This window comes from Enterobacter sp. SECR19-1250, assembly GCF_013391025.1.
Classification (GTDB): Bacteria; Pseudomonadota; Gammaproteobacteria; order Enterobacterales; family Enterobacteriaceae; genus Enterobacter; species Enterobacter cloacae.
This window is the reverse complement of sequence record NZ_JACASJ010000021.1, coordinates 1-23,424: the sequence shown is the minus strand read 5'-3', so window position 1 is coordinate 23,424 and position 23,424 is coordinate 1. Positions and strand designations below refer to the sequence as shown.

The following is a 23,424-nucleotide window of genomic DNA, read 5'->3' as shown; positions in this document are numbered from 1 at the left end:
TTATGTTTTATGTACGGAGGTAACGAATGGAGCGCAGACCTACCGGGGTTCGCAACGTAACCTGTGGTGAAAATGTCACCCTGTATGAGCCCTGCAATCTCTATGACTGCGTGCTTGGCAACGGTGTGTTTATCGGCCCGTTTGTTGAAATTCAGGGCAATACGCGCATTGGCGACGAGAGCAAAATTCAGTCCCACACCTTCATTTGCGAGTACGTCACCCTGGGCGAACGCTGTTTCATTGGCCATGGGGTGATGTTTGCCAACGATATGTTTCGCGATGGCAAACCCAATGCTGACCGGAACAGCTGGGGACGCATTACCGTGGGAAATGATGTGTCGATAGGCAGCGGGGCGACCATCCTGGCGGTCTCCATCTGCGACGGGGTGGTGATTGGTGCGGGGAGCGTGGTGACCAAATCCATCACCGAGAAAGGCGTTTATGCGGGAAACCCGGCGAGGCTGCTGCGCCGCTTGTGAGTTGCCCGGTGGCGCAAGCGCTTACCGGGCCTACAACAGAAAAGGATGAGGGCTATCAGCGGAAGTTAATGTTCTTATCACTGGTCATGTCATACAGCTGGAACTTACGACCCAGCTGCTGGCCCCCGTCGCGCGTCAGCGGCGTCCAGCCAATGGCCGCACGGCTGCGGGTTGGACCGGATGAGAACAGATCCAGCGGAATCGACACATACACCCCTTTGGTGAAGTCCCCTTCCCCGTATTCGTCCGGCGAGACGTTGGTGATGGTGGCGTAACCACCCACCACCACTCCGCTGTCGAAGTGTTTGGAGATATCCAGCGTGCCGCCCTTATCGCCCGCCAGGTACTGGCCCACGCTGGCTTTCACCAGCACGTCCTGGGCGAACGACGGCGTCCAGTAGGCCGTCAGGTGGCCGGTTTTCACGCTATAGTCGGTGAACTTCATCATGTCCTGCGCGCTGCGCCAGTCACGCTGTTTAACATAGTTAGCATCAATACCAAACGCCCAGTTGCTGTCCACCGGACGATAAAGCACTTCCGCCCCCGCGCCGCCATACATGGTTTCCAGATAACCGCCGTAGACCTGGCCGTAGAAGCCATTGCCGAAGTACTGGAAGTAGTTGGCCTGCAGGTTGTTTACGTAGGCATCGTTCTGCACGTACTCACGCACGCGGGTACGCACGCGCGGCAGCTTCGAGTCGTTCGGCGGGTTAGTGTAGTTGAACTTGTCGTAGTTGTTGGCAATGTTGCCAAACAGGCTGCCGGTGGTCAGCAGGTGGTCGGTCACCCACAGATCCGCCGTTGCCATCACGCCCAACTGGTACATGTAGAAGTTTTCCGGCCCGCCGACAGACTGGTTTAGCACCGGGTCGATGTGGAAATCGAAGCGCGATTTATCGATATACCAGCCCTGCTCGGTCGTCTCCGGCACGATCGGCTCAACGCGTTTTTGTACCAGCTCGGTTTCATGCCCCAGCGGCTCGCCCTCCAGATGGCGCTTCAGGCTGGCCACGTCCGTTTCCGTCGTCACTTGCGGCAGGTTCAGGCGGTTCTCCGTTACGCGGATCGTGCGGATCCCCTCCGGCAGATCGTTCATGATGATCCGGTTGGCACGTTCGATCCCTTCCCGCGAGTCGCGGTATTTCACCTGCTCACCGGTCACGTACAGCGTATCGCCTTTCACCTGGATTTTCGGATCCGCCAGACCGGCGTTGTACTTCAGCAGCGTCAGCTGGTTGGCCACCACGGAGTGCTGCAGAATGGCATCCTGCGGCTCCGGCTGGTATGCAGGCCGCGCGTTGTCGTTATAGTGCGGCCGCATGTCGTTAAAGTTGGTGCGCAGCGTAAAGCCAAACATCACGGTGTTGCCGCGCTCGTAGCTGAGGTTAACGTCGGCCCAATCGGTGACGCGGTAAATGGCGCCGACGTTAAACTTGCTCTTTTGCTCAATCTTTCCGGCGAACTCTTGCGAGTAGTCGTTACCTTCGTACTCCAGCTTCAGGCGCAGCGGCTGCCACGGCGTCTGATACTCCACGCCGCCAAACAGGGCAGCCGGGCCGTGGAACATCTGGTCACCGTTAATGGAACCCGCTTTCTGATAGCTGTTGTCGCGATAGCAGAATTTGTCGCTGTAGGTGCAGAACGGGTTTTTCACGTTGCCGCTGGTACCGAGATAGCCCCAGCCAAGCCCCAGCGAGAAGTCAAATGGCCCCCAGGCCTTACTGGCGACAATGTACTCCGCGTCGAACAGGCCGGTACCGCCGATATCTTTGGCCCCCACGGAAACCTGCGGCATCCAGTAGCTCTCTTCCCACAGGCGCAGTTTGAGATCGAAGGCTTTATCTTTGTAGGTCTGATCGCCGGAGAACGCGTCCACGCTGCTGTACTGTTTCGTTCGTACGTCGGTGTAGCGCAGCGTGGTTTCGAGCCATGGGAACAGCTGTACGGATGCAGAATAGTAGCGGTACTGGTCGTTATCACGATAGTTAAGGCTAATTTCCCCTTCTCGCGCCATACGCGCGGTAGGGGTTTGCAGTAAACCGACGCCACCGAAGTCTGACTGAGACGGGCCAATGGGTGCCGGATATGTTTCTGCATGACAGGCGGCACTCACACACAGTGCCAGCATGCTATAGAGATAGGTCTTTTTCATTATTCCGGTATCCGCTGTGTCAGGGAATGAAGGATATCGGCATTCAGCCCGTCATATGCCTTCGTCCAGAAATGGTCGGCAAAACCGACAAAAATGATGCTGCCTGGCATGGGTTCGACATGCCGCTTGTTCCAGTAGGCAACCGGCGCCTTTTGCGTGTTCCCGTCAGGATAAATCACCCAGGCGTAGCTGTTATCCGCACCACTTAGCAGGCTCTGCTCGTCGAGATAGCTCGCCACGTCGCGGCCAGGAGTAAACGGTTTTTTACCCGGGCTGCTGATAAGCCCCATCACCGTGATGGTGGAAGGCTGCGCCGGGAGCCAGAGCGTGTAATCTCCCTCCAGAGCCGGATTACCTTTTTCCGTCACGCGGACTTCATCCGGATCGAGATTGATGTTTTGTCTTCCGGTAACCTTCAGCGCCAGAAGCTGTTGGCGAAGGCTGTTAATGGCTGCCGCATCGTCGCCGTCTTCCTGCTCTGCTAACCCCGTTAATCTGGCGAGCAGCGCCTTGTGCTTTTGTTCCGCCGCCACCGTTGCCTGCCGCTCAGCGATCACCGCACCTGTCCACCAGCTGTTTGCCAGCCTTGGCTGGCCGACGAGATCAATCAGGTGGCCGGCGTTCGTTAACGTTTTGGGCTGCGTGCTGTCCGGCGTGTAGACCTTCACCGTCCCGGCAGACCAGGCGAGCGGTGTGGCAAAGCTTGCGATCAGCGCAACGCGAATAAGTGTTTTCATGATTTCGCGGCCTTGATCAGCGTGGTTTTAACCGGGAAGAATCCGGCACCCAAATATTGCAGGGACTGGCGGATCTGCCCTTCATCATCCACCCAGAAACGGTTATGCCATGTTGCCCGATCGGTCGTGACCTCTTCATCCAGTACGCGAACCCGGGTTTCGTCGCTGCCTACCCTGACGCTGTCCGTACCGTCCCAGCGGAAGGTAGAGCGGGCGGTGGCGTAACGCACCTGCTTGTGTTCCGTCCAGCCCATTGTCCGCGTCCAGCTTGCCCCGTCGGTGATCTGGTTCGGTTTGCTGAGCGGATCGGCCGCAAGGTTGTTGACCTCAAGAAGGTTATCGCCACCGAGCAGGGTTTTCACAATACGGCTATGTTGCGTCACGATGGTGGCCTGATCCTGCGTCACCCATTTCTGCTGCCCGTTTTCATCGAAAGCGAGCACCACAAACAGTTGCGGACCATCGTTGAGCTGCATGTACTGGCTGGCATACGGCATGTTCTGAAGTTCATCATCGGTCAAATGCACACCCGGCGTACCGAATATGCTGTCCCACAGTGAGTTGCCCAGCCCTTTGGTGGTGGCCGAGCACGCCTGCAACAGCAGGCAAATCAGGATGATTGCAGGTCGCTTCACGACTCTTCTCCGAAGGGGCGAAATAACCACACCGAAGTGTGGTTATGATTAAAACACCCGGAATTACTGGGTGCTGGTCGTCGTAGTGGTCGTGGTTCCGGTATTGGAGCCATCACCGCCACCGGTTGCCGCCAGCGCGACACCCACGGCTGAACTTACGGTGCTGGTGCTGGCCGCGGTAGAACTCCCCGCAGACGCAGACGTCGCTGCCGACCCTGCTGCTTCCCCGACCTGAACCGGAGCTGCATAGACAGATGTCGCCGCAAGTGCAGATATGGCAAAAATGCCATACAGTACTTTCTTCATAACAATTTCCCTTCAATGAATGAATGGAGATTTGCCCGAAAAGAAATTCAGGCGGATTCGAGTATACACAACTAAAGCAGAGGGATTGCCGTACGGATAAATAGAGGAAGGGTTTTCGGACTATTGGATAAATGTGAAGTATAAGAATAATTAGATAATAAATTATTTATTTAAAATCAAATAGATATAATTACATAAGGCGAAAGTAACTCTCCGTATAATCCTAAAATAAACCGCACTCATTAACGGGTTAAAAGGTATTTTCGGATAAAACTCATAACGGGAATTTGAGTTAAATAACAGACATCAGGAATTGTCTGATAAAAAAATGCCGGCATATCGCCGGCACGTTTTTATGACGATTTAATTACGCGCGCCATGCTTTATAACGGTTTATCAAACCATTTGTCGAGCTGTCGTGGCTGCTGATCGCTTTGTCATCACCCAGTTCAGGCAGAATACGGTTCGCCAGCTGTTTACCCAGCTCAACGCCCCACTGATCGAAGGTGAAGATGTTCAGGATTGCGCCCTGCGTGAAGATCTTATGCTCATACAGAGCAATCAGCGCACCCAGGCTGAACGGCGTGATTTCACGCAGCAGGATGGAGTTGGTTGGACGGTTGCCTTCGAACACTTTGAACGGCACAACGTGTTCCAGGGTGGCCGGATCTTTACCCTGGTCACGGTATTCCTGCTTTACCACCTCGCGGGATTTACCAAACGCCAGCGCTTCGGTCTGAGCAAAGAAGTTAGACAGCAGTTTAGGATGGTGATCAGACAGTGGATTATGGGTAATAGCCGGGGCGATGAAATCGCACGGTACCATTTTGGTCCCCTGGTGAATCAGCTGGTAGAACGCGTGCTGACCGTTGGTGCCTGGCTCACCCCAGATGATTGGGCCAGTCTGGTAATCCACCGCGTTGCCGTTACGGTCAACGTATTTACCGTTGGATTCCATATTGCCCTGCTGGAAGTAGGCCGCGAAGCGGTGCATGTACTGGTCGTACGGCAGGATCGCTTCGGTCTCTGCGCCGAAGAAGTTGTTGTACCAGATACCGATCAGCGCCAGCAGCACCGGCAGGTTTTTCTCAGGTGCGGTGGTGGAGAAGTGTTTGTCCATCGCGTGCGCGCCGGAGAGCAACTCAACAAAGTTGTCGAAGCCCACGGAGAGAATGATAGACAGGCCGATCGCAGACCACAGAGAGTAGCGGCCACCAACCCAGTCCCAGAACTCGAACATGTTCGCGGTGTCGATACCGAACTCGCCAACCGCTTTACCGTTGGTGGACAGCGCAGCGAAGTGTTTCGCCACGTGCTTGTTGTCACCTGCGGTTTTCAGGAACCAGTCGCGCGCGCTGTGGGCGTTGGTCATGGTTTCCTGGGTGGTGAAGGTTTTAGAGGCCACCAGGAACAGTGTAGTTTCCGGGTTCACGTTCTTCAGCACTTCGGCGATGTGGGTACCATCGACGTTGGAGACAAAGTGCATATTGAGATGATTTTTGTATGGGCGCAGCGCTTCGGTCACCATGAACGGGCCGAGGTCAGAACCGCCGATACCGATGTTCACCACGTCGGTGATGGCTTTGCCGGTGTAGCCTTTCCAGCTTCCGGAGATGATTGCTTCAGAGAAGGCTTTCATCTTTTCCAGCACCGCGTTCACTTCCGGCATCACATCTTTGCCGTCAACGATGATTGGCGTATTGCTACGGTTACGCAGAGCCACATGCAGCACGGCACGGTCTTCGGTACGGTTGATCTTCTCACCGGAGAACATGGATTTGATGGCGTCTGCCAGTTCCGTCTCTTTCGCCAGATCCTGCAGTTTCGCCAGCGTCTCTTCGGTGATGCGGTTTTTGGAGAAATCCACCAGCATCAGATCATCGAAGGTCGCGGAGAATTTGTTGAAACGATCGGCATCTTTCGCGAACAGCTCCGCGATGGTGACGTCTTTCATTTCATCAAAATGTTTTTGTAGTGCCTGCCAGGCAGCGGTCTGCGTTGGGTTGATGTTTTTCATTAGCAATACTCTTCTGATTTGAGAATTGTGACTGCGGTCGATTGTAGCGCCTGCAAATAAAAATTGTGATGGTTTTTATGCCATTGCCCTGGCCTGCATCAAACGCAGGTGAAAAGACCCGAAAAGTATAGCTGCTGACGCGCCCATCCGTGGCGGCGAAATGTCGGTCAAAACCGGGGAAAACGGAGCATAAAATATGGCCCTGTTATAAGTCCTGTTTCTCAGGGGTACCCCCCCATGAAAAATCCGCATAATCCCGGCATTGACAGGACCTCCCCCGCATTTTATTTATAGGGCCGTATTTTGCGCCTGCACCTGTTTTCGTTTCATTCTTGTGCCATGGTCGCTTTATTCATTCCCTGACACGAGGTTGTTATGACGAGTTTTGTGGTCGCCAAGTTTGGCGGCACCAGTGTGGCAGATTACGATGCCATGAACCGCAGCGCCGATGTGGTGCTGGCCGATCCGAATACCCGCCTGGTACTGCTTTCTGCCTCTGCTGGCGTGACGAACCTGCTGGTTTCTCTGTCTGAAGGGCTGGAGGCCACCGAGCGCTTCGTTAAGCTGGACGCACTGCGCAAAATTCAGTTCGATATCCTTGAACGTCTGCAGAACCCGAACGTGATCCGCGAAGAAGTGGAGCGTCTGCTGGAAAATATCACCACGCTGGCAGAAGCGGCTTCTCTGGCCACCTCCACCGCCCTGACCGATGAGCTGGTCAGCCACGGTGAGCTCATGTCCACCCTGCTGTTTGTTGAAATCATGCGTGAACGTAACGTTCAGGCACAGTGGTTCGACGTGCGTAAAATCATGCGCACCAGCGATCGCTTTGGCCGCGCCGAGCCGGACGTGGAAGCGCTGGCCGAGCTGACCAATCAGCAACTGGCCCCGCGTCTGAATGAGGGTATCGTGATCACCCAGGGCTTTATCGGCAGCGAAGCCAAAGGACGCACCACCACGCTTGGCCGTGGCGGCAGTGATTACACCGCGGCGCTGTTGGGTGAAGCGCTGCACGCGACCCGTGTGGATATCTGGACTGACGTCCCGGGGATTTACACCACCGATCCACGCGTCGTCTCTGCGGCAAAACGTATTGACGTGATTGCGTTTGAAGAAGCGGCGGAAATGGCGACCTTCGGTGCCAAAGTGCTGCACCCGGCAACGCTGCTGCCTGCCGTGCGTAGTGATATCCCGGTCTTCGTCGGTTCAAGTAAAGATCCGAAAGCGGGCGGTACGCTGGTGTGCAAGAAAACCGAAAACCCACCGCTGTTCCGCGCGCTGGCCCTGCGCCGTAAGCAAACGCTGGTTACGCTGCACAGCCATAATATGCTGCACTCGCGCGGCTTCCTGGCGGAAGTGTTTGGCATCCTGGCGCGTCATAACATCTCCGTGGATCTGATCACCACCTCCGAAGTAAGTATCGCACTGACGCTGGACACCACCGGTTCAACCTCAACGGGTGACACTCTGCTGACGCAGTCGCTGCTGATTGAGCTGTCAGAACTGTGCCGCGTGGAAGTAGAAGAAAACCTGGCGCTGGTAGCCATCATCGGCAATAAGCTGTCGCGCGCGTGTGGCGTGGGCAAAGAGGTCTTCGGTGTGCTCGACCCGTTCAATATCCGCATGATTTGCTACGGTGCCTCCAGCTACAACCTCTGCTTCCTGGTGCCTGCTGAGCAGGCAGAACAGGTGGTGCAGAAACTTCATCAGAATTTGTTTGAATAAAATTCGTTAGCACGATAAACAATATCTATAAGCCGGGCACAGACCCGGCTTTTTTATAACTAAACAACACGACAATACTGCAAGGAATATCTATGTTATCCGCCATCACCCGGCTGTTCCCGTTATGGGCGCTGCTGCTCTCCATACTCGCGTATTACACCCCCACTACGTTCACGGGCATTGGTCCGTGGGTGACCACGTTGCTGATGCTGATTATGTTCGGCATGGGTGTGCATCTAAAAATCGACGACTTTAAACGCGTGCTCTCGCGCCCGGCTCCGGTTGCTGCAGGGATTTTCCTGCACTACCTGGTGATGCCCCTTGCGGCCTGGCTGCTGGCAATGGCCTTTAAGATGCCACCCGACCTCTCCGCCGGGATGGTGCTGGTGGGCAGCGTGGCCAGCGGAACCGCCTCCAATGTCATGATCTATCTGGCAAAAGGCGATGTGGCGCTCTCCGTGACCATCTCTTCGGTATCCACGCTGGTGGGCGTGTTTGCCACGCCGCTGCTAACACGCCTGTACGTTGACGCCCATATTCAGGTGGACGTGATGGGAATGCTGCTGAGCATTTTGCAAATCGTGGTGATTCCGATCGCGTTGGGCCTTGTCATTCACCACCTGTTCCCGCGCGTGGTAAAAGCCGTTGAGCCCTATCTGCCTGCGTTTTCGATGGTCTGTATTCTGGCCATCATCAGCGCCGTGGTGGCCGGTTCTGCGTCGCACATTGCATCCGTGGGCTTTGTCGTGATTATCGCGATAGTGTTGCATAACACCATTGGCCTGCTGGGCGGATACTGGGGCGGGAAACTGTTTGGCTTCGATGAGTCCACCTGCCGGACGCTGGCAATTGAAGTAGGGATGCAGAACTCCGGTCTGGCAGCGGCACTCGGGAAAATTTACTTCTCGCCGCTGGCGGCTCTGCCTGGTGCGCTTTTCTCGGTCTGGCATAACCTGTCCGGTTCGCTGCTGGCGGGATACTGGTCCGGCAAACCGATAGAAGAAAAACCACAGAAAAAAGATGAATATCGTTTTTAACAGTCGGGTGGCGCTACGCTAACCCGACCTACACTCTCCGCACGCGCAAGCCGGGGAAAAAAGGGGCTTAACGCCCCTTCTTTTTACGTCCCGGTTGCGTAAAGCGTTTACCTGCGGGCTTGCCTCGCCCTTTCTCTTCCGACTGCGGTGCTTTCACGACCGGGCGTTTAATCGCCTGAGTTTTCGGTTTGGCTTTGGCCTTCGGCTTTGCTTCAGACGAGGAGTTCTCGATAAGCTTAAACAGCTCGATCAGTTCATCATCGGTTAAATCGCGCCACTCGCCCAGCGGGATACCGGACAGGCTGACGTTCATGATGCGCGTGCGTTCCAGCTTCGTCACTTCATAACCGAAGTATTCGCACATACGGCGGATCTGACGATTCAGGCCCTGCACCAGGGTAATGCGGAACGCGAACGGCGCTTCTTTCTTCACCTTACACTTTTTCGTGACGGTACCGAGGATGGGTACACCGGCGCCCATGCCGCGAATAAATTCGTCCGTGACCGGCTTATTCACCGTCACGATATACTCTTTCTCGTGGTCATTCCCGGCACGCAGAATCTTATTCACCAGATCGCCGTGGTTAGTGAGGAAAATCAGCCCCTGCGAGTCTTTATCCAGACGGCCAATCGGGAAGATACGGCTGCTGTGGTTAACGAAATCAACGATGTTGTCCCGCTCGCCATCTTCCGTGGTGCTGACAATCCCAACCGGTTTATTCAACGCGATAAACACCAGGTCTTCTGCATCACGCGGTTCGATGAGCTGACCATTCACTTTGACCACGTCGCCAGGCATCACCTGGTCACCAATAGTGGCGCGTTTGCCGTTGAGGAACACATTACCTTGTTCGATGTAACGGTCCGCCTCGCGACGTGAGCAGATCCCGCTCTCGCTAATGTATTTGTTTAATCGGATTGATTGAGTTGGCAGCATAGTTTCTCCTGTGAAGGGCGAAATATACCTTACCTTGCGGCTGACAAAAAAGTCCTAGTAACCGTTGATGAGAAAATCGAGTGCATCCCGCAATGAAGCACTGTTGTCAGTGAGATCGGCAACACGTTCACCTAACTCTTTTGAAGATATGCCTGACAGCATATGCATCATGACAACGCAGGGCTTACCCGCGATTTCAACGACAGGGCACACTTTCGCAGGCGGACGAATGCCGCCCAGCAGGCTTAATTCAACGGCGGGAGCGACAAGTACATGTTTCATCACATTAGCAACAGGGTGCTGCATATTAATAAGCCATGGATAGGCTTTTCTCCCATTGCCTTCATTCTCATAAGCAAAATATTGCTCCATCAGAACGACCTCTGAAAATCACTAAAGGAGCCGTTTTCATCAACCCACTGGTTGATGGCCTCTATAGACGCTTTATTTTCTGCTAACCACTCTGCGCGCTGATGCGCACGAAACTGCTCCTGTAGAGCGGTAGTGAGTACAGCAGAGAGATTGAGTTTAAGCCGTCGCGCTTCTTCAAGAATTTCAGGTGCTAACGAAACATTGACCGATGTTTTAATGCCATGGGTAGTGCGCATGAGAACCCCCATTGGAATGCGCATGAATTGGCGAAGTGTAGCGTAATAAACGAGCATTTTCTATTCCCTTCAAAATATAAGGTCTGAAGAGTAAATTGCTCTTTGTAAAGCGTCACGCCTCGCAAATGGGTTTTGCGAGGCGCTTTCAGAGATTAATACTCATCCCGCTCGTCATCTTCATCCGGCTGTTCCATCACGCTGTACGCCACCGCACAGAACAATGAGTTAAGGCGTTTCATATCCCCCAGCAGCCCCAGGTGCAGGGAGCTGGTTTCGATACTCTGCACGTTCTGCTGGTGCAGACGTTCAACGTGGGCGTGCGAGTAGCGGCGGTTGAGGATACGGAAGGGATGCTTGTTGCGGCGCAGACGGCGTGCGCTCGGCACATCGCTTGAGAAGAAGACCAGCATCGCCAGCTTCAGGTTGCTCAGAAGTTGTTCGTGCAGGGCTTCCAGCTCCTTCAGCCCTTCGACGGAGAACGCACGGCGGGCGGCCAGAGATTTGTCAGCAATTTCACTGCCCATCCGCTCCACAATATCCGAAGCCTGCTCAAGGTTAAGCGACATCTCTATGATTTCCGCCCAGCGGCGGGACTCCTCTTCCGCCAGTTCATCCTGCGGGATGCGCGCCAGATAGAGCTTGATAGCGGTATAAAGCACGTTGATATCATCCGCCAGCCGGCGCAGCTCTTTCTCTTCCCGCGGCTCGCCGTGCATCACCTTTTGCAAGCCTTCGAGCATGGTTTCCATGGCATCACCCATGCGCAGCGTCTCGCGGGCGGCATTGGCCAGCGCCAGCGCAGGAGTATCCAGCGCGGAGGTGTCCAGATGCTTCGGTTTCAGGCGCGCATCCAGCTCCGGTTCATCGCGTATAAGCCGTTCGCAGAAGCGCGCCATTGGTTCAGCAAACGGCACCATCGCCAGGCAACGCACCAGGTTGTAGAAGACGTGGAAGTAGATCACCAGCTCTGCCTTCGGCAGAGAGAGGTTGTCCATCAGGTTCGCCAGTGGGTGCACAAACGGCAGAATAATCAGGCTGCCCACCAGCTTAAACAGCAGACTGCCGAGCGCCACGCGGCGGGCGGCAGCATTGGCAGCGCTGTTATTGAGCATCGCCAGCAGGCCCGAGCCGAGATTAGCCCCGATCACCAGACACAGTGCGACCGGGAAGGAGATCGCCCCTGCGGCGGTGAGCGTGGCCGTCAGCAGCACCGCCGCCAGGCTGGAATAACTGACGATGGCAAACACCGCGCCGATGAGCGCATCCAGCATAATATCGCCGGTTAACGAGGCGAAGATAACCTGCACACCGTTGGCTTCGGTAATGGGCGTGACCGCCTGCACAATCAGCTCCAGCGCCAGCAGAATCAGCCCGAGGCCAATCCCCACGCGTCCAAGCTGGCCAGCGCGCGTCTGCTTACGCCCAAGGAAAAAGATGACCCCGATAAATATCAGCAGCGGCGACAGCCAGGAGAGATCGAAAGTCAGGATACGTGCCATCAGCGCGGTACCCACGTCAGCGCCCAGCACAATAACCAGTGCAGGGGCCAGCGCCACCAGATCCTGAGCGACAAACGATGTCACGAGCAATGTGGTCGCATTACTGCTCTGAACCAGCGCCGTTACGCCAATACCCGCGCAGAAGGCGAGCGGTTTCTTCTCCACGCTGCTGCTGAGAACGGTACGTAAACGTGCGCCAAACACGCGCATCACGCCGGTACGGACAATATGGGTGCCCCAGACCAGCAGTGCGACTGCCGAGAGCAGATGTAACAGGGTCAGCACGGAAGGTTATCCTCCTTATCGTTATTCATTTTCCTTAGGTCAGTATAAGGGTTTAAACGTAAGAAAGAGACAGGGCGCTCAATGAGCGCCCTGTTAGTTGTAAGGAAAAGTGACGGTCAGTCGGCGTCGTAGCCGAGATTCGGCGCTAACCAACGCTCCACTTCAGAGACGCTCATGCCTTTACGCAGTGCATAATCTTCAATCTGATCGCGCTGCAGCTGCGCCACGGCAAAGTATTTGCTGTCCGGATGGCTGAAGTACCAGCCGGATACCGATGCCCCAGGCCACATCGCGAAAGATTCGGTCAGTTTCATTCCGGTATGGGCCTCAACGTCCAGCAGCTGCCAGATGGTGCCCTTTTCGGTATGTTCCGGACAGGCCGGGTAGCCGGGTGCCGGGCGGATCCCCTGGTAGTTTTCGCGGATCAGCTCCTCATTGCTGAGATTTTCATTCGCCGCGTAGCCCCAGTAAACCTTGCGTACGCGCTCATGCAGATACTCTGCGAACGCTTCCGCCAGACGATCGGCAATCGCTTTGACCATGATTTTGTTGTAATCATCGTGCTGCGCTTCAAAGGCATCCGCCAGGGCGTCCTCTTCCAGACCGCCGGTCACGGCGAAGGCACCGATGTAGTCGGCTTTACCACTCAGCTTCGGCGCAACAAAATCGGCCAGACAGTAGTTGGCAAACCCGACCTTTTCGGTTTGCTGGCGCAGGTGATGGCTTACTGTCAGCACGTGAGTGCGCGTCTCATCGCGATAAATTTCGATGTCGTCGCCCACGCGGTTAGCCGGGAACAGCCCCACCACGCCGCGCGGGTTAAGGGATTTCTCGGCGCTGAGTTTGTCGAGCATGTCGTTAGCGTCTTTAAACAGGCGCTTCGCCTCTTCGCCGACAACCTCATCTTCCAGGATGCGCGGATATTTGCCCGCCAGCGACCAGGTCATAAAGAATGGTGTCCAGTCGATGTAGTTGCGCAGCGTTTCGATGCTGGCGGTCACCTCCTGCACGCCCAGGCGATGGGCAACCGGCGGCGTATAGCTCGCCCAGTCAAACGCCAGATCGTTATCGCGCGCCGCCTGAAGCGTCACCGGTGGGGTGCGCGGTTTCTTGCGGGCATGCTGAATGCGGACGGTTTCGTACTCTTTGCGGGTCCGGGCCACAAAGTCATCGCGCTGGGTGTCGGAGAGCAGCGCTGAGACCACGCCCACGGTGCGAGAGGCGTTCTGTACATAGACCGTCGGGCCGCTGTAGTTCTGCTCAATCTTCACCGCAGTATGCGCTTTTGAGGTGGTCGCCCCGCCAATCAGCAGCGGAATGGTGAAGCCCTGACGCTCCATCTCTTTCGCCACGTTAACCATCTCGTCGAGCGACGGGGTAATCAGCCCCGAAAGGCCAATCAGGTCAGCATTGACTTCGCGCGCGGTCCTGAGGATTTTATCCGCCGGCACCATTACACCAAGGTCAATAATCTCGTAGTTATTGCACTGTAGCACCACACCGACAATGTTCTTTCCGATGTCATGCACGTCGCCCTTCACGGTGGCGATAACCATTTTACCGTTGCTGGAGCCCTGCTCTTTGCTGGCTTCGATGAACGGCTCCAGATACGCCACGGCCTGCTTCATCACGCGCGCGGACTTAACCACCTGCGGCAGGAACATCTTGCCCTCGCCGAACAGATCGCCCACCACGTTCATGCCGTCCATCAGCGGCCCTTCGATAACCTCGATGGGCCGGGCGGCCTGCTGGCGCGCCTCTTCGGTATCCTGCTCGATAAATTCGGTGATGCCTTTTACCAGCGAATATTCCAGCCGCTTCTTGACATCCCAGCTACGCCACTCGGCCTGCTGGACGTTGGCAGCGTCGTCCGATTTGCTGCCGCGGTATTTTTCTGCCAGATCGAGCAGCCGCTCGGTGGCGTCGTCACGGCGGTTGAGGATCACATCTTCCACCGCGTCGCGCAGTTCTGCGGGCAGATCGTCATAAATCGCCAGCTGTCCGGCGTTGACGATCCCCATATCCATCCCGTTGCGGATGGCGTAGTAGAGGAATACGGCGTGGATCGCTTCACGAACCGGGTCGTTGCCGCGGAACGAGAACGACACGTTCGAGACACCGCCGGAGATCAGCGCATGCGGCAGCTCACGTTTGATGTCTTCACACGCGCCGATAAAGTCCTGGGCGTAGTTATTGTGCTCTTCAATCCCGGTGGCGACGGCGAAAATGTTCGGGTCAAAGATGATGTCTTCCGGCGGGAAGCTCACCTCTTCGGTCAGGATCTTGTACGCACGGCGGCAAATCTCAATTTTGCGCTCGCGGGTGTCCGCCTGGCCCACTTCATCAAAGGCCATCACCACCACGGCCGCGCCGTAGCGGCGCACCATCTTCGCGTGGTGAATAAAGATATCGACCCCTTCTTTCATTGAGATGGAGTTGACAATACCTTTGCCCTGAATGCACTTCAGCCCTTTTTCGATCACTTCCCATTTGGAGGAGTCAATCATGATCGGCACGCGAGCGATATCCGGCTCGCCGGCGATCAGGTTGAGGAAACGTACCATCGCCGCCTCGGCGTCGAGCATCCCCTCATCCATGTTGATGTCGATGATCTGCGCGCCGCTTTCTACCTGCTGGCGGGCAACGTCAAGCGCTTCACTGTACTTCTCTTCTTTGATCAGGCGTTTGAATTTAGCGGAACCGGTGACGTTGGTACGTTCCCCAACGTTAACAAACAGGCTGTCATCGCCGATAGTCAACGGCTCAAGGCCGGAGAGACGGCAGGCAACCGGCAGCTCGGGCAGTTTACGCGGCGGCAAACCGGCCACGGCATTGCTCATGGCGGTGATGTGCTCCGGCGTGGTACCGCAGCAGCCGCCAACGATATTCAGGAAACCGGATTCGGCCCATTCGCGGATCTGCGCCGCCATGGTGTCCGCATCCAGATCATATTCGCCAAAGGCGTTTGGCAGACCGGCGTTCGGGTGTGCGGTGACGTAGCATTCCGCAATGCGTGACAGTTCCTGCACATACTGGCGCAGCTCATCCGGACCCAGCGCGCAGTTCAGGCCGAAGGAGAGCGCTTCCGCGTGGCGCAAGGAGTTATAAAACGCTTCGGTGGTCTGCCCGGACAGGGTACGGCCAGAGGCATCGGTAATGGTGCCGGAAATCATGATTGGCAGCTCGACGCCCAGCGCCTCGAACTCCTCTTTCACCGCGTAAATCGCGGCTTTGGCATTGAGGGTATCGAAAACCGTTTCAATCAGGATCAGGTCGGAACCGCCTTCCACCAGGGCTTTGGTTGATTCACGGTAGGCTGCCACCAGCTGGTCAAAGGTGATGTTACGAAACGCCGGGTCGTTTACGTCCGGTGAAATAGAGGCGGTGCGGTTGGTTGGGCCCAGCACCCCGGCAACGTAGCGCGGTTTCTCCGGCGTGCGCGCCGTCCACGCGTCGGCACAGGCGCGGGCCAGCTTCGCCGCCTCATAGTTTATCTCCGCCGACAGGGATTCCATCTGGTAATCCGCCATGGCGATGGTTGTCGAGTTGAAGGTGTTGGTTTCAACGATATCCGCACCCGCTTCGAAGTAGGCGTTGTGGATATCCGCAATCACCTGCGGTTTGCTTAATACCAGCAGGTCATTGTTACCTTTGAGATCGCATGGCCAGTCCGCAAAACGTTCGCCACGGAAATCGTCTTCACTGAGGCGATAGCTCTGGATCATGGTGCCCATGCCGCCGTCCAGCACCAGAATTCGTTCATTTAACTGCGCACGCAGTTGCTCTACTTTGCTGCTCACACTTGCTCCCGACAACGCTCAACCAGGCCAAAAGGCTGCGGTCCATACTGGCACAATCTTGCAGGGTGGAAAAGTCACACGGCGGTAACATGAGACATGTTCACTATCACTCATCCGATCTGTCAGGATAACGGTTGCAAAATCACCAAATAAAACGAAAATGATTTCCACGATACAGAAAAAGGAGATCGTCATGGTCACGACCGTTCCCGCGAAACGCGGCAGAAAACCTGCTGCCACCCCCGCCGCACAACAGGGCGGACAGGTTCAATCGCTCACGCGCGGTTTGAAGCTGCTGGAATGGATAGCCGAGTCGCACAGCAGCGTGGCCCTGACGGAGCTGGCCCAGCAGGCCGGTTTGCCGAACTCCACTACGCACAGGCTGCTGACCACCATGCAACAGCTTGGCTTTGTGCGTCAGGTTGGCGAGCTGGGGCACTGGGCAGTCGGCGCCCATGCGTTCATCGTCGGCAGCAGCTTCCTGCAAAGCCGCAACCTGCTGGCGATTGTGCACCCTATCCTGCGCAAATTAATGGAAGAGTCGGGCGAGACCGTGAATCTGGCCGTGCTCGACCAGAGCGACCATCAGGCGATCATCATTGACCAGGTACAGTGTACCCAGCTGATGCGTATGTCAGCCCCCATTGGCGGTAAGCTGCCTATGCACGCGTCCGGCGCGGGGAAAGCCTTTCTGTCGCAGCTGAGCGAGGAACAGGTGACGGGGCTGCTGCACCGTAAAGGGCTGCACGCCTATACCCACGCCACGCTGGTTTCACCGGTGCATCTGAAAGAAGATCTGGCGTTGACCCGTAAGCGCGGCTATTCGTTTGACGACGAGGAGCACGCCCTGGGCCTGCGCTGCATTGCGGCCTGTATCTTTGACGAGCATCGCGAACCGTTTGCCGCCATCTCCATCTCCGGGCCGATTTCCCGTATGACCGACGATCGCGTCACCGAGCTGGGTGCGCTGGTGATTAAGGCGGCGAAAGAGGTCACCCTGGCGTATGGTGGGATTCGCTAGGATTGAGTGCGGTCTGTTGCCCTCACCCCGGCCCTCTCCCACAGGGAGAGGGAGAAAACCGGATGCAAAACCGCTGCTTACGACGGTAGGCGTACACATCTTCCACATGCCCGTTTTTGATCCGCGTTTGCAGCCCGCGCCAGTAGCTGGCACGAAACAGATCGGCATGCATCTCTTCAAACAATGGCCCAATACGCGGGTCGGCGCACAGCCAGTGGCGAAACTCCTCGGGAAAGACATCGCCCGGTGAGACGCTGTACCACGGCTCGCCGGAGAGTTCATCTTCCGGGTAACGGGGCGGCGGGATATCACGGAAATTAACCTCGGTCATGTAGCAAATTTCATCGTAATCATAGAACACTACCCGCCCGTGTCGGGTCACGCCGAAGTTTTTAAACAGCATGTCGCCAGGGAAGATATTGGCGGCGGCAAGCTGACGAATCGCGTTGCCGTACTCTTCAATGGCATCTTTTAAAGCCTGACCGTCGGCCTGTTCCAGCCAGATATTCAGCGGCACCATACGGCGCTCGATATACAGATGGCTAATCGCTATTTTGTCGCCCAAATCGGTGATTTTTGCCGGTGCTTCCTGCAGTAACAGGGCCATTAAAGCCGGATCGATCTGCCGCTTATCCAGCACAAAATTTTCAAACTCCTGCGTATCCGCCATACGTCCGACGCGATCGTGTTCTTTCACCAGCTGATAGCAGGCACGAACATGCGCTGCGGTCATCTCTTTCTGCGGCGCGAATGTATCTTTGATGACCTTAAACACCCGGTCAAATCCCGGCAGCGTAAAGACCAGCATCACCATGCCGCGAATGCCGGGCGCTTCGATAAATTGCTCATCGGCGGTGGTGACATAACGCAAATACTCCCGGTAGCTTTCCGTTTTGGCATGCTTTTGACAGCCAATCGCCATATACAGCTCGGCGGTGGTTTTGCCCGGCAGGATCTCGCGCAGCCACTCCACCAGGGCGGCAGGCAGCGGAGCGTAGACCATAAAATAGGAGCGGGCGAAGCCAAACACAATGCTGGCCTCGGCGCTGGTGGTCAGGCAGGTATCGACAAACAGTTCCCCATCATCGGTACGGTGTATGGGCAGCAGAAACGGCACGGTGGCGGAGGGCGTCACGAGCTTGCCCACCAGCCATGCGGCTTTATTGCGGTAGAAAAGCTCGTTGGCGACCTGCAAATGGCAGTGGCTGAGAGCCTCTTCGCCAAAGGATTCGTGGAGATGGGCGATGATAAAGCCAATATCGCGGGCTTTATTCTCCCACGGCAAACGCAGCGGTAAATCTGTTAACACGCGGTGCAGGAGCTTCTCCCAGCCGTGGTCGGGGAAAAAATCCTTCGCCAGCGGGCGCGGAATGGTGCGAAAACGGCGCTCCGGCTGGGAGCTAAAAATAAATAACCGCTCAGGAGATAATGAGCGGTGGTCAAATAACCGGCAATACACGGAGTTGAAAAAGCTCTCCGCAATCTCGAAGCGCGGGTAGTCTGGCAACAAATGGGTGTAGTGCTCCTTAACGCGCAGTAAAAATGCCGCGTCAGGGTTTTTACCGTCGGTAATGCAGCGCAGTTGTTCCACCACCAGACCCACGTGATGATCGTAGAGGTGAATACGCTGCTTCATGGCCTGCTGGACCGCATGCCAGTCGGCGTGCTCAAAGCGCTGCTGCGCGCCGGAGGTGACTTCCAGAAAACGACCATACTGGGCATCGAAGCCCTGCAAAATAGTCTGTGCAATCAGTAATTCCAGACCACGCGACATAGATTCCCCCTCACCCCAACCCTCTCCCCAGAAGGGAGAGGGGGAAAAGATTAGAACTGTGCTTCTTCTGTTGACCCCGTTAAGGCAGTGACGGAGGAGGTGCCGCCCTGAATAATCGTGGTCACATTATCAAAGTAACCGGTTCCCACCTCCTGCTGATGAGAAACAAAGGTATAGCCCTCTTTGCCCGCGGCAAACTCCGGCTGCTGCACTTTCTCGACATAGTGCTTCATGCCTTCACCCTGCGCGTAGGCGTGCGCCAGGTCGAACATGTTGAACCACATGCTGTGGATCCCCGCCAGGGTGATGAACTGATACTTGTAGCCCATGTCTGACAGCTGCTGCTGGAAGCTGGCGATGGTTTTATCGTCCAGATTCTTCTGCCAGTTGAAGGACGGCGAGCAGTTATAGGCCAGCAGTTTGCCCGGGTATTTGGCGTGGATAGCATCGGCAAAGCGTTTTGCCAGCGCCAGGTCCGGCGTGGAGGTTTCGCACCAGACCAGGTCTGCGTACGGTGCATACGCCAGGCCACGGCTGATGGCCTGCTCAATGCCAGCATGGGTACGATAGAATCCTTCGCTGGTGCGCTCGCCGGTAATGAACTCGCTGTCGTATGGATCGCAGTCAGAGGTGATCAGGTCAGCCGCGTCCGCGTCGGTACGGGCAATCACCAGCGTCGGCACGCCGAGCACGTCAGCGGCAAGACGCGCAGCGACCAGCTTCTGAATCGCTTCCTGGGTCGGGACCAGCACTTTGCCGCCCATGTGTCCGCATTTCTTCACCGAGGCCAGCTGATCTTCGAAGTGTACGGCCGCTGCACCGGCCTCAATCATCGATTTCATCAGCTCAAAGGCGTTCAGCACGCCGCCGAAACCGGCTTCTGCATCCGCGACGATCGGCAGGAAGTAGTCAATAAAGCGCGGATCGTTTGGCTCAATACCTGCCGCCCACTGGATCTGATCCGCACGGCGGAAGGTGTTGTTGATCCGATCCACCACCGACGGCACCGAGTTTGCCGGATAGAGCGACTGATCCGGATACATGCTGGAGGCCAGGTTGGCATCAGCCGCGACCTGCCAGCCGGAAAGATAAATGGCTTCGATACCGGCCTTCGCCTGCTGCAACGCCTGACCGCCGGTCAGTGCACCGAGGCTGTTGATGTAGCCCTTTTTGGAGCCGCCATGCAGCAGATGCCACATCTTCGCCGCGCCATTTTGCGCCAGCGTGCATTCCGGATTGACCGAGCCACGCAGTTTCACCACTTCCTCAGCGCTGTACGGGCGACGGATACCTTCCCAGCGCGGCTGTGTCCACTCTTTCTTCAGTTCTTCGATTTGTTGGGTACGGGTTTTCATGTGCAGATGCTCCATATTGTTATGTGGTGGATTTACGCAAGCAGGCGGTAGCCTGGCAGGGTGAGGAAGTCGATTAAGTCATCTGAGGTTGTGATTTGCTCCATCAGGCGGGCGGCATCATCAAAACGTCCGCTGCTGAAGCGGTGTTCGCCCAGCTCGTCCTGAATGACGCGCATCTCTTCGGCCAGCATCTGGCGGAACAGGGATTTGGTCACCGGCTTGCCGTTGCTGAGCGTTTTCTGATGGTGGATCCACTGCCAGATAGAGGTACGGGAGATTTCTGCCGTCGCCGCGTCTTCCATAAGACCGTAGATGGGCACACAGCCGTTACCAGAAATCCAAGCTTCGATGTACTGCACGGCAACGCGGATATTGGCGCGCATGCCCTCTTCCGTGCGTTCACCCGAGCACGGCGCCAGAAGTTGCTCTTCTGCGATTGGGGCATCGTCATCACGGGTGACAAACAGCTGGTTTTTGTTGTCGCCGAGCACGTGGTTAAAGACTTCCATTGCCGTATCGGCCAGGCCTGGATGGGCGATCCACGTACCGTCGTGACCGTTACGCGCTTCAAGCTCCTTGTCAGCTTTCACCTTGCTGAGCACCTGATTGTTACGCTCAGCGTCTTTGCTCGGAATAAAGGCCGCCATGCCGCCCATCGCAAAGGCACCGCGCTTGTGGCAGGTTTTAATCAGCAGGCGCGAGTAGGCGCTGAGGAACGGTTTATCCATGGTGACAACCTGGCGATCCGGCAGTACGCGATCGGGGTGGTTTTTCAACGTTTTGATATAGCTGAAGATGTAGTCCCAGCGTCCGCAGTTCAGACCCACAATGTGATCGCGCAGAGCGTGCAGGATTTCATGCATCTGGAATACGGCAGGCAGCGTTTCAATCAGCAGGGTGGCTTTAATGGTGCCACGCGGCAGGTTGAAGCGATCTTCCGCGTAGCTGAACACCTCACTCCACCAGGCCGCTTCCTGCCAGGCCTGGGTCTTCGGCAGGTAGAAATAGGGGCCGCTGCCTTTTGCCAGCAGGTTTTTGTGGTTGTGGAAGAAATAGAGGGCAAAATCAAACAGGCTGCCCGGAATCGCTTCTCCGCGCCACGTGACGTGTTTTTCCGGCAGGTGCAGGCCGCGTACGCGGCAGATCAGAACCGCCGGATTGGGTTTCAGCTGATAAATTTTACCGGCTTCGTTGGTATAACTGATGGTGCCATTAACGGCATCGCGCAGGTTGATCTGCCCGTCGATCACTTTACGCCAGTCCGGGGCCAGGGAGTCCTCAAAATCCGCCATAAAGACTTTGACGTTGGCGTTCATGGCGTTGATCACCATTTTGCGCTCTACCGGGCCAGTGATCTCAACGCGGCGATCCTGCAAATCTTCAGGGATGCCGCGGATTTTCCAGTCGCCGCGTCGAATGGAAGTGGTTTCCGAAATAAACCCAGGCAGCTTGCCATTATCAATTTCCTGCTGTTGATGAATGCGTGCAGCCAGCAGCTTATTGCGCTGCGGCGTAAAGCGGGTCACCAGTTCAGTCAGAAATTCAACCGCCTCAGCCGTCAAAATTTGCTGTTCTTGCTCGCCATAAGGCTGGGTAAAGGCCAGTTCATCGACCGTCGTTGCCTGTTGAGTCATCACTCTGCTCCTCATCAAAGATCCAAATTCACATCCCCAATGCGAACGAAAGATCGTTGTGTAGTTTTCGCTCAGCAGAATTAAGACTATCTCTATTTTCTCCAAAATCAAAAACAATTTCCATTTTAAATTCAATTTAACTTCAACTTATTGATTAATATGAGTTTAAAGTTTTAATGTATGTTGAGTTGAATTTCGGAAATAAAAAAGGCACCCGTAGGTGCCTGATGTGAATAGCTGAAACGCTTTAGGATCGTTTTATGCAGAAGATTACTCCAGCGTCGGATTCATGTGACGCAGATCGTATGGCGTTATCTGGTAGACGTAATAGTTGAGCCAGTTAGTAAACAGCAAATTCCCGTGACTGCGCCAGGTGGCTCGCGGTTTGTTCTGAGGATCGTTTTTCGGGAAGTAGTTATACGGCACATCCGGATTGAGACCCGCTTCGACATCACGGAAATACTCTGCCGCGAGGGTGTGTGGATCGTATTCAGGATGGCCGGTTACAAAGGCAATACGTTTATCTTTGCTGGCAAACAGGTAAGCATCGCCATCTTCTGTTTCGGCCAGGATCTCCAGATCGGTGTAGTCACGAATCAGCTGCGCCGGGAAATCGGCGTAGCGCGAATGCGGGGCCAGGAACGAATCATCAAACCCACGTGTCAGCAAGGCATGAGGGTGAAGAATGTGGTGTTCGTATACGCCGGAAAGTTTTTCGGTACGGGTTTGTTTGGGGATGCCGTAGAGGATATTCAGCGCAGCTTGTACCGCCCAACAGACAAACAGCGTGGACGTGATGTGATCTTTTGCCCACTCCAGTACCTGTTTGATCTGCGGCCAGTAGGCGACATCATTAAATTCTACCAGGCCTAGCGGCGCACCGGTGACAATCAGTCCGTCGAAGTTTTCCTCGCGGATATCGTCGAAGTTACAGTAGAAGTTATTCAAATGCTCAGAAGGCGTGTTACGCGACTCACGGGCATCGATCCGCAGCAGCTGAATATCCACCTGGAGCGGAGAGTTCGAAAGCAGGCGCAGGAACTGATTCTCTGTTTCGATCTTTTTCGGCATCAGATTAAGAATGAGCACCTTCAGGGGGCGAATTTCCTGACCTGTCGCGCGTGAAGTGGTCATCACAAAGACGTTTTCTTCACGTAAGAAATTGACGGCTGGTAGCTCGTCCTGCACCCGAATCGGCATAACCTTGTATCCTCACAGCATACGTATAAACGTTTAGACATCCAGACAGCCAACGATACCCAGAATTGGCGTGAATGTCGAGTCTTCAAGCTAAAGGTGAGAAAGTTTCAAGGAGAGGGAGAAAACAAAAGCAAAAAACCCCGCACCTTACGGTACGGGGTTCTTCTTATTTGATGCCTGGCAGTTCCCTACTCTCACATGGGGAGACCCCACACTACCATCG

18 protein-coding genes are annotated in these 23,424 nt (G+C 55.6%); 4 read left to right on the top strand and 14 right to left on the bottom strand.

The features are described from left to right. The first annotated feature begins 26 nt into the window (after positions 1–26). A complete protein-coding gene (locus HX884_RS07915) occupies positions 27–479 on the top strand; it encodes an acyltransferase (RefSeq protein ID WP_020686619.1) in 453 nt (150 codons plus the stop codon). A gap of 55 nt (positions 480–534) precedes the next feature. Here HX884_RS07915 and HX884_RS07910 read toward each other — a convergent pair whose 3' ends face one another. The 5 genes from HX884_RS07910 to pgi form a co-directional block, all read right to left on the bottom strand. After that, entirely contained in the window at positions 535–2,631 is a 2,097-nt protein-coding gene (locus tag HX884_RS07910) for a YjbH domain-containing protein (RefSeq protein ID WP_029882648.1), read from the bottom strand. Beyond that, positions 2,631–3,368 carry a capsule biosynthesis GfcC D2 domain-containing protein gene (locus tag HX884_RS07905; protein WP_072200518.1) on the bottom strand — a complete coding sequence of 246 codons (738 nt, stop codon included), beginning with the start codon at positions 3,366–3,368 and terminating at the stop codon, positions 2,631–2,633. Before HX884_RS07905 ends, HX884_RS07910 begins: the two co-directional genes overlap by 1 nt. Continuing rightward, positions 3,365–4,003 (bottom strand): YjbF family lipoprotein, encoded by a 639-nt coding sequence (locus HX884_RS07900; RefSeq protein WP_013095035.1) that lies wholly within the window; start codon positions 4,001–4,003, stop codon positions 3,365–3,367. Before HX884_RS07900 ends, HX884_RS07905 begins: the two co-directional genes overlap by 4 nt. 63 nt (positions 4,004–4,066) lie before the next feature. Then, positions 4,067–4,309: an exopolysaccharide production protein YjbE gene (gene yjbE, locus HX884_RS07895; RefSeq protein ID WP_013095034.1), complete on the bottom strand. Its 243-nt coding sequence runs from the start codon at positions 4,307–4,309 to the stop codon at positions 4,067–4,069. 367 nt (positions 4,310–4,676) lie between these two features. Next, a complete protein-coding gene (gene pgi, locus HX884_RS07890; protein WP_178327943.1) occupies positions 4,677–6,326 on the bottom strand; it encodes a glucose-6-phosphate isomerase in 1,650 nt (549 codons plus the stop codon). A 375-nt stretch (positions 6,327–6,701) separates the two neighbouring features. Between pgi and lysC the strand changes: the two genes are divergently transcribed. Both lysC and panS read left to right on the top strand, forming a co-directional pair. Beyond that, a complete protein-coding gene (gene lysC / locus HX884_RS07885) occupies positions 6,702–8,051 on the top strand; it encodes a lysine-sensitive aspartokinase 3 (protein WP_178327942.1) in 1,350 nt (449 codons plus the stop codon). A 92-nt stretch (positions 8,052–8,143) separates the two neighbouring features. Then, on the top strand, positions 8,144–9,088 hold the full coding sequence (gene panS / locus HX884_RS07880) for a ketopantoate/pantoate/pantothenate transporter PanS (RefSeq protein ID WP_178327941.1): 945 nt from the start codon (positions 8,144–8,146) through the stop codon (positions 9,086–9,088). A 67-nt stretch (positions 9,089–9,155) separates the two neighbouring features. Here the strand turns inward: panS and rluF are convergent, their stop codons facing one another. The 5 genes from rluF to metH form a co-directional block, all read right to left on the bottom strand. After that, positions 9,156–10,025: a 23S rRNA pseudouridine(2604) synthase RluF gene (gene rluF / locus HX884_RS07875; RefSeq protein WP_013095030.1), complete on the bottom strand. Its 870-nt coding sequence runs from the start codon at positions 10,023–10,025 to the stop codon at positions 9,156–9,158. 54 nt (positions 10,026–10,079) lie between these two features. After that, entirely contained in the window at positions 10,080–10,397 is a 318-nt protein-coding gene (locus HX884_RS07870; protein ID WP_023621410.1) for a CcdB family protein, read from the bottom strand. Further along, positions 10,397–10,690 (bottom strand): type II toxin-antitoxin system CcdA family antitoxin, encoded by a 294-nt coding sequence (locus tag HX884_RS07865; protein ID WP_178327940.1) that lies wholly within the window; start codon positions 10,688–10,690, stop codon positions 10,397–10,399. Before HX884_RS07865 ends, HX884_RS07870 begins: the two co-directional genes overlap by 1 nt. A gap of 95 nt (positions 10,691–10,785) precedes the next feature. Next, positions 10,786–12,417 carry a Na/Pi cotransporter family protein gene (locus HX884_RS07860; RefSeq protein ID WP_178327939.1) on the bottom strand — a complete coding sequence of 544 codons (1,632 nt, stop codon included), beginning with the start codon at positions 12,415–12,417 and terminating at the stop codon, positions 10,786–10,788. 116 nt (positions 12,418–12,533) lie between these two features. After that, a complete protein-coding gene (metH, locus tag HX884_RS07855; RefSeq protein ID WP_178327938.1) occupies positions 12,534–16,217 on the bottom strand; it encodes a methionine synthase in 3,684 nt (1,227 codons plus the stop codon). A gap of 193 nt (positions 16,218–16,410) precedes the next feature. Here metH and iclR point away from each other — a divergent pair, with 193 nt between their 5' ends. Beyond that, on the top strand, positions 16,411–17,238 hold the full coding sequence (gene iclR / locus HX884_RS07850) for a glyoxylate bypass operon transcriptional repressor IclR (RefSeq protein ID WP_013095025.1): 828 nt from the start codon (positions 16,411–16,413) through the stop codon (positions 17,236–17,238). Positions 17,239–17,260: 22 nt separating this feature from the next. Here the strand turns inward: iclR and aceK are convergent, their stop codons facing one another. From aceK to metA, 4 genes are all read right to left on the bottom strand, one after another. Then, a complete protein-coding gene (gene aceK / locus HX884_RS07845) occupies positions 17,261–19,012 on the bottom strand; it encodes a bifunctional isocitrate dehydrogenase kinase/phosphatase (protein WP_020686611.1) in 1,752 nt (583 codons plus the stop codon). Between the two features lie 50 nt (positions 19,013–19,062). Continuing rightward, complete coding sequence (gene aceA, locus HX884_RS07840; RefSeq protein ID WP_038418438.1) at positions 19,063–20,367, bottom strand: isocitrate lyase; 1,305 nt, start codon at positions 20,365–20,367, stop codon at positions 19,063–19,065. Between the two features lie 32 nt (positions 20,368–20,399). Continuing rightward, on the bottom strand, positions 20,400–22,001 hold the full coding sequence (gene aceB, locus HX884_RS07835) for a malate synthase A (RefSeq protein WP_178327937.1): 1,602 nt from the start codon (positions 21,999–22,001) through the stop codon (positions 20,400–20,402). A gap of 270 nt (positions 22,002–22,271) precedes the next feature. After that, positions 22,272–23,201, bottom strand: coding sequence for a homoserine O-succinyltransferase (metA, locus tag HX884_RS07830; RefSeq protein WP_178327936.1), 930 nt, complete (start codon positions 23,199–23,201; stop codon positions 22,272–22,274). Positions 23,202–23,424: the final 223 nt, after the last annotated feature.